This window comes from Psychrosphaera saromensis (assembly GCF_002954545.1).
GTDB classification, from domain to species: domain Bacteria; phylum Pseudomonadota; class Gammaproteobacteria; order Enterobacterales; family Alteromonadaceae; genus Psychrosphaera; species Psychrosphaera saromensis.
Genome location: NZ_MSCH01000003.1, coordinates 1,011,091 through 1,017,933 on the forward strand (window position 1 = coordinate 1,011,091; position 6,843 = coordinate 1,017,933).

Annotated in this window: 8 protein-coding genes and 1 rRNA gene (1 of these 9 only partly in view); all 9 read left to right on the forward strand. The window is 42.5% G+C overall.

The genetic code is table 11. The features are described 5' to 3' along the window. The first annotated feature begins 2 nt into the window (after positions 1-2). Positions 3-434 (forward strand): 50S ribosomal protein L15, encoded by a 432-nt coding sequence (gene rplO / locus BTO11_RS04715; protein WP_105051507.1) that lies wholly within the window; start codon positions 3-5, stop codon positions 432-434. A 13-nt stretch (positions 435-447) separates the two neighbouring features. Beyond that, the gene (gene secY / locus BTO11_RS04720) at positions 448-1,806 is read left to right on the forward strand and encodes a preprotein translocase subunit SecY (RefSeq protein ID WP_181135841.1); all 1,359 of its coding nucleotides are present in this window, start codon (positions 448-450) and stop codon (positions 1,804-1,806) included. An 18-nt stretch (positions 1,807-1,824) separates the two neighbouring features. Continuing rightward, positions 1,825-1,938 (forward strand): 50S ribosomal protein L36, encoded by a 114-nt coding sequence (gene rpmJ, locus BTO11_RS04725; protein WP_105051509.1) that lies wholly within the window; start codon positions 1,825-1,827, stop codon positions 1,936-1,938. A 112-nt stretch (positions 1,939-2,050) separates the two neighbouring features. Beyond that, positions 2,051-2,407 carry a 30S ribosomal protein S13 gene (gene rpsM / locus BTO11_RS04730; protein ID WP_105051510.1) on the forward strand — a complete coding sequence of 119 codons (357 nt, stop codon included), beginning with the start codon at positions 2,051-2,053 and terminating at the stop codon, positions 2,405-2,407. A gap of 17 nt (positions 2,408-2,424) precedes the next feature. Then, positions 2,425-2,814 carry a 30S ribosomal protein S11 gene (gene rpsK / locus BTO11_RS04735; RefSeq protein ID WP_105051511.1) on the forward strand — a complete coding sequence of 130 codons (390 nt, stop codon included), beginning with the start codon at positions 2,425-2,427 and terminating at the stop codon, positions 2,812-2,814. A gap of 22 nt (positions 2,815-2,836) precedes the next feature. Beyond that, positions 2,837-3,457, forward strand: coding sequence for a 30S ribosomal protein S4 (gene rpsD / locus BTO11_RS04740; protein WP_105051512.1), 621 nt, complete (start codon positions 2,837-2,839; stop codon positions 3,455-3,457). Positions 3,458-3,481: 24 nt separating this feature from the next. Next, on the forward strand, positions 3,482-4,474 hold the full coding sequence (locus BTO11_RS04745; protein WP_105051513.1) for a DNA-directed RNA polymerase subunit alpha: 993 nt from the start codon (positions 3,482-3,484) through the stop codon (positions 4,472-4,474). Positions 4,475-4,515: 41 nt separating this feature from the next. After that, positions 4,516-4,917: a 50S ribosomal protein L17 gene (rplQ, locus tag BTO11_RS04750; RefSeq protein ID WP_105051514.1), complete on the forward strand. Its 402-nt coding sequence runs from the start codon at positions 4,516-4,518 to the stop codon at positions 4,915-4,917. 771 nt (positions 4,918-5,688) lie between these two features. Continuing rightward, positions 5,689-6,843: ribosomal RNA gene (locus tag BTO11_RS16545) — 16S ribosomal RNA — on the forward strand; it runs 1,512 nt beyond the window's last position.

The window sequence follows — 6,843 nt, forward strand, 5'->3', positions numbered from 1 at the left end:
CGATGCGTTTGAATACTCTATCTCCAGCGGCAGGTTCTACCAAAGATAAGAAACGCGTTGGTCGCGGTATCGGTTCTGGTAACGGTAAAACAGCCGGTCGTGGACACAAAGGTCAGAAATCTCGTACTGGCGGAAGTGTAAGACCTGGTTTTGAAGGCGGTCAAATGCCTTTACAACGTCGTCTACCGAAATTCGGTTTCACTTCACGTAAGTCTTTGGTAACTGATGAAGTAACATTGTCTGAAATCGCTAAAGTTGAGGGTGACGTAGTCAACCTTGAGTCGCTAAAAGCGGCTGGTTTAGTGAAGAAAGATATACTTTTTGTAAAAGTTGTAATGTCTGGCACTCTTTCACGTTCGGTAACTGTAGCTGGTCTACGTGTTACTAAAGGTGCATTAGAAGCTATCACTGCAGCTGGCGGAAAAGTAGAATAAGGATAAGTACATTATGGCTAAACCAGGATTAGACTTACAAAGCGGACAAACCGGTTTTTCCGAGTTGAAACAACGCTTATGGTTTGTATTGGTCGCAATCGTAGTATTTCGATTGGGATCATTTGTTCCAATTCCTGGGATTGACGCCGCAGTACTAGCTGATCTATTCGAGCAGCAAAAGGGTACCATCGTAGAAATGTTTAATATGTTCTCCGGTGGTGCGCTTGAGCGTGCTTCAGTATTAGCGTTGGGTATTATGCCGTATATAACAGCCTCTATTATTATGCAGTTATTAACGGTTATGCATCCTTCTTTAGCTGAGCTAAAGAAAGAAGGCGAGTCTGGTCGTAAGAAAATCAGTCAATACACACGCTATTTTACGCTGGTACTAGCGACATTCCAGTCGTTTGGTGTTGCTACATCTTTACCAAGTATGATGCCCGGACTAGTTATTGATCCTAGCCCAGGTTTTTACTTCACCGCTGTAGTTAGTTTGGTTACCGGCACCATGTTTTTAATGTGGTTAGGCGAACAAATTACCGAACGTGGTATTGGTAACGGTATTTCAATACTAATATTTACTGGTATCGTTGCAGGATTGCCGTCAGCAATAGGACAAACCGCGGAGCAAGCCCGTCAGGGTGAAATTCACGTATTGTTGTTATTGGTGATTACGGCTGTTGTTTTTGCGGTAACATACTTTGTTGTTTTTGTTGAACGTGGTCAACGTCGAATCGTCGTTAATTACGCTAAACGCCAACAAGGCCGCCAAGTGTTTCAAGCACAAAGTTCACATTTACCTCTCAAGGTAAATATGGCTGGCGTAATACCTCCAATTTTTGCTGGTAGTATTATCATGTTTCCAAGTACAATAGCAGCTTGGTTTGGTACAGGTGATGGACCTGTTGCAGAATTCTTGCAACAAATGTCTTTAACTTTATCCCCAGGGCAACCTCTATACGTAATGTTGTACGCGGCTGCTATAATATTCTTCTGTTTTTTCTATACGGCGTTGGTTTTCAACCCGAGAGAAACAGCTGATAACTTAAAGCGCTCAGGTGCATTTATTCCAGGTATCAGACCTGGTGAACAAACGTCTCGTTATGTTGATAAAGTAATGACTCGTTTGACACTAGCTGGTGCTATGTACATCACATTTGTTTGTCTTGTACCGGAATTTATGATGATAGCTTGGAACGTCCAATTTTATTTTGGTGGCACATCGTTGTTAATCATCGTTGTCGTTGTCATGGATTTTATGGCTCAGGTTCAAACTTTATTGATGTCTCATCAGTATGAATCTGTTCTTAAAAAGGCAAACCTAGCAGGAAATGCTTTAGATAAAGCTAACCTGAAAGGTTATAGCCGCTAAAATTGCGGAGTATAAGCAATGAAAGTACGTGCTTCCGTTAAGAAGATTTGTCGTAACTGTAAAGTAATTAAGCGTTCAGGTGTTGTTCGCGTAATTTGTACAGACCCTAAGCATAAACAGCGTCAGGGTTAATACGACATAAACTTGATGGGCGAGAATATTTCTCGCCCTTATTTACAATCGGTCAGAGGTCGAGTATCCTAACGGGCTTTTCGACTGACCCATAACTATAGGAGATGTGTTAGTGGCCCGTATCGCTGGCATTAACATTTCCGATCGTAAACATTCTGTAATCGCTCTTACAGCGATTTACGGTATCGGCAAAACACGCTCACAAGCTATTTGTGTTGCGGCTGGTATCGCAGAAGATACGAAAATCGGAACTTTATCTGAACAAGATTTGGATAAATTACGTGAAGAAGTTGGCAAGTACACCGTAGAAGGTGATCTTCGCCGTGAAGTAACATTGAATATTAAGCGTTTAATGGATCTAGGTTGTTTTCGTGGCATACGCCATCGTCGCAGTCTTCCTCTACGCGGTCAGCGCACTAAAACTAATGCGCGTACCCGTAAAGGTCCACGTAAACCTATTTCAAAATAAGGCGGAGGTAGCAAGAAATGGCAAAAGCTCCAACTCGTTCACGTAAAAAGGTAAAAAAGCAGGTTGCTGATGGTATGGCTCATATCCATGCGTCTTTCAACAACACAATCGTTACATTAACCGACCGTCAAGGCAATGCGTTGTCTTGGGCTACGGCAGGTGGTTCAGGTTTCCGTGGTTCACGTAAATCTACACCATTCGCTGCACAAGTAGCGGCTGAACGCGCAGGCGAAGCAGCAAAAGAGTACGGTTTGAAGAATATTGAAGTTTTCGTAAAGGGCCCAGGTCCTGGTCGTGAATCTGCAATCCGCGCATTAAATGGCGTAGGTTTCAAGATTACTAACATTACCGACGTAACTCCTATTCCTCATAACGGTTGTCGTCCGCCTAAAAAACGTCGTGTATAACGACTGTTAGTGGAGAAAGAACATGGCTAGATATTTGGGTCCAAAGCTAAAGCTTAGTCGTCGCGAAGGAACAGATTTGTTCCTTAAAAGCGGTGTACGTGCAATAGAATCTAAATGTAAAATCGATACTGCACCTGGTCAGCATGGAGCTCGTAAAGCTCGTTTGTCTGATTACGGTTTGCAACTTCGTGAAAAACAAAAAGTACGTCGTATTTACGGTATTTTAGAAAAACAATTCCGTAACTACTATAAACAAGCGGCTCGTATAAAAGGTAATACTGGTGAAAACCTATTACAACTTTTAGAAAGCCGTTTAGATAACGTTGTTTATCGCATGGGTTATGCAACTACTCGTGCTGAAGCTCGTCAACTTGTTAGCCACAAAGCAATTGTAGTTAACGGTGTCGTAGTGAACGTTCCTTCCTACAAAGTGTCTGCTGAAGACGTGATTGCTATTCGTGAAAAATCGAAGAAACAAGATCGTATTGCTGCAGCTCTTGAGTTAGCTGAACAACGTGAAAAACCGACTTGGATTGAAGTAGATAATAAAGCTATGACTGGTGTTTATAAATCAAACCCAGAACGTACTGATTTATCTGCAGAGATTAATGAACAGTTAATTGTTGAACTTTACTCTAAGTAAAGTTGAAACATAAGAGGATATATAATGCAGGGGTCTGTAACTGAATTCCTTAAGCCAAGGCTTGTAGATATAGAACAGGTGAGTCCAACTCGCGCTAAAGTAACACTAGAACCATTAGAACGTGGGTTTGGTCACACTTTAGGTAATGCGTTGCGCAGAATTTTGTTGTCTTCTATGCCTGGTTGTGCAGTGACCGAAGTAGAAATCGACGGTGTTCAGCACGAATACAGTGCCAAAGAAGGCGTGCAGGAAGATGTGATTGAAATATTGTTAAACCTTAAAGGTTTGGCAGTAAGCGTAGAAGGGAAGGACGAAGTTATCTTAACTTTAACTAAGTCTGGTAGTGGCCCTGTTACAGCTGCTGATTTTCAGCACGATGGTGATGTAGAAATCATCAACCCTGAGCACGTAATTTGTAATTTGACGAGCGCAAACTCTGAAATTTCAATGCGTGTAACAGTGCAGCGTGGCCGTGGCTATGTTCCTGCATCTGCGCGTGTGTCCTCTGACGACGAGGATCGTCCAATTGGTCGTCTTTTACTTGACGCATCATTCAGCCCTGTTGAGCGTATAGCTTACAATGTTGAAAGTGCTCGTGTAGAACAACGTACTGATCTAGACAAATTGATCATTGATATGGAAACGAATGGCACATTGGATCCTGAAGAGGCAATCCGTCGTTCATCTACTATTTTAGCCGAGCAATTAGATGCGTTCGTAGATTTACGTGACGTAACTGAAGTTCAGCAAGAAGAAGAGAAACCAGAATTTGATCCAATTCTATTACGTCCTGTGGACGATCTAGAGTTGACTGTTCGTTCAGCTAACTGTTTGAAAGCTGAACAAGTACAATACATCGGCGATTTGGTTCAAAGAACTGAGGTTGAGTTACTTAAAACTCCTAACCTTGGTAAAAAGTCTCTAACAGAAATAAAAGACGTTTTGGCGTCTCGCGGGTTGTCACTAGGCATGCGTCTAGAAAATTGGCCGCCAGCTAGTCTGTTAGAAAATGACTAAACCGAATTACGGTTAAACGAATTAGTTAGAAGGAAAAGCTCATGCGCCATCGTAAGAGTGGTCGTCAATTAAACCGCAACAGCAGTCATCGTCAAGCGATGTTCCGTAATATGGCGGGTTCATTGGTGAAGCATGAAATCATCAAGACAACTTTGCCTAAAGCTAAAGAATTACGTCGTGTTGTTGAACCATTGATCACAATGGCTAAACAAGACAGCGTAGCTAACCGCCGCTTAGCGTTTGCTCGTACAAGAGACGCAGAAGTAGTTGGTAAGTTATTTAGCGAATTAGGTCAACGTTACAGTGAACGCCCTGGTGGATATACACGTATCATTAAGTGCGGCTACCGTACTGGTGATAAAGCACCAATGGCATACATTGAACTGGTTGAAAGACCAGAAGTTGATGCAGATGCTGAAGTAGTTGAAGCTACTGAAGAGTAAAGAAAAGCCGGGTTCGCCCGGCTTTTTTGTATCTAAAATTTATGATCACTTATTTCACCTCCTATTTCAGTTCTGTTAGTTAAACTTTTATATCCTACTTATTTAAATTATTTCCTACCTTATATAGTCAAACCTTCTTTTTATAATTAAGTTATTTAATTAGATGAAAGATAAATAATCTATTAGCAACTATATAGTGAATTTTTTTAAAGTAATTAAACTAGATTATTAGTTATTAGCTTCATATATTGATGATAATTCCATATATGAATCATAGTAAATCGGCCATATATCTTCCTATATATGTCATATTTAATCGTTTTTTATACAAGATGTTTGCTATTTGACCAAACAAACATAAATGTTAAAAAAGATCTTGCGCGTGTTTAAAAGATCCCTATAATGCGCCCCATGTTGTCAGGGAGACATCAAACGGCAGAAAGACAAAGTTAAGTAAGCAGTTTGAGATTGAAATTGATTAGGAAGTTTGCAAAAACTAAATAAAAAAGATTTCAAATAATCGTTGACAACGATAACGGGAAGTGTAAAATGCGCATCCCGGTTGAGACAAGCCTTGAGCGACTCAAATGAGAGTCAGTCTTAACCAGAACCTTCGGGGTTCGAAATGTTCTTTAACAACTTGTAATTAATTATCTGTGTGGGCACTTGTGAATGATAGTAACAAAAAGATTTACTATTTTTTAAGTGTCTGTGCAAACAAATTTATTTATTTGAACAGTATTTATTGAGTAGGATTAAATGAAACACTTTAAAGTGAAGAGTTTGATCATGGCTCAGATTGAACGCTGGCGGCAGGCCTAACACATGCAAGTCGAACGGTAACAGAACTAGCTTGCTAGTTGCTGACGAGTGGCGGACGGGTGAGTAATGCTTGGGAATTTGCCTTTAGGTGGGGGACAACAGTTGGAAACGACTGCTAATACCGCATAATAGCTACGGCTTAAAGGGGGCTTCGGCTCTCGCCTTTAGAGAAGCCCAAGTGGGATTAGATAGTTGGTGTGGTAATGGCGCACCAAGTCAACGATCCCTAGCTGGTCTGAGAGGATGATCAGCCACACTGGAACTGAGACACGGTCCAGACTCCTACGGGAGGCAGCAGTGGGGAATATTGCACAATGGGCGCAAGCCTGATGCAGCCATGCCGCGTGTGTGAAGAAGGCCTTCGGGTTGTAAAGCACTTTCAGCGAGGAGGAAAGCTTAGTAGTTAATACCTACTAGGTGTGACGTTACTCGCAGAAGAAGGACCGGCTAACTCCGTGCCAGCAGCCGCGGTAATACGGAGGGTCCGAGCGTTAATCGGAATTACTGGGCGTAAAGCGTACGCAGGCGGTCATTTAAGTCAGATGTGAAAGCCCCGGGCTCAACCTGGGAACTGCATTTGAAACTGGATGACTAGAGTGCGACAGAGGGTGGTAGAATTTCAGGTGTAGCGGTGAAATGCGTAGAGATCTGAAGGAATACCAATGGCGAAGGCAGCCACCTGGGTCGACACTGACGCTCATGTACGAAAGCGTGGGTAGCAAACAGGATTAGATACCCTGGTAGTCCACGCCGTAAACGATGTCTACTAGCAGCTTGGCGCTTAAGCGCTGTTTTGCGAAGCTAACGCGATAAGTAGACCGCCTGGGGAGTACGGCCGCAAGGTTAAAACTCAAATGAATTGACGGGGGCCCGCACAAGCGGTGGAGCATGTGGTTTAATTCGATGCAACGCGAAGAACCTTACCATCTCTTGACATCCAGAGAATTTTCTAGAGATAGATTAGTGCCTTCGGGAACTCTGAGACAGGTGCTGCATGGCTGTCGTCAGCTCGTGTTGTGAAATGTTGGGTTAAGTCCCGCAACGAGCGCAACCCTTATCCTTAGTTGCTAGCAGGTTATGCTGAGAACTCTAAGGAGACTGCCG

Coding starts and splice junctions, on each gene's coding strand:
- rplO (WP_105051507.1), top strand. CDS start 3: ATGCGTTTGAATACTCTATCTCCAGCGGCAGGTTCTACCAAAGATAAG.
- secY (WP_181135841.1), top strand. CDS start 448: ATGGCTAAACCAGGATTAGACTTACAAAGCGGACAAACCGGTTTTTCC.
- rpmJ (WP_105051509.1), top strand. CDS start 1,825: ATGAAAGTACGTGCTTCCGTTAAGAAGATTTGTCGTAACTGTAAAGTA.
- rpsK (WP_105051511.1), top strand. CDS start 2,425: ATGGCAAAAGCTCCAACTCGTTCACGTAAAAAGGTAAAAAAGCAGGTT.
- rpsD (WP_105051512.1), top strand. CDS start 2,837: ATGGCTAGATATTTGGGTCCAAAGCTAAAGCTTAGTCGTCGCGAAGGA.
- BTO11_RS04745 (WP_105051513.1), top strand. CDS start 3,482: ATGCAGGGGTCTGTAACTGAATTCCTTAAGCCAAGGCTTGTAGATATA.
- rplQ (WP_105051514.1), top strand. CDS start 4,516: ATGCGCCATCGTAAGAGTGGTCGTCAATTAAACCGCAACAGCAGTCAT.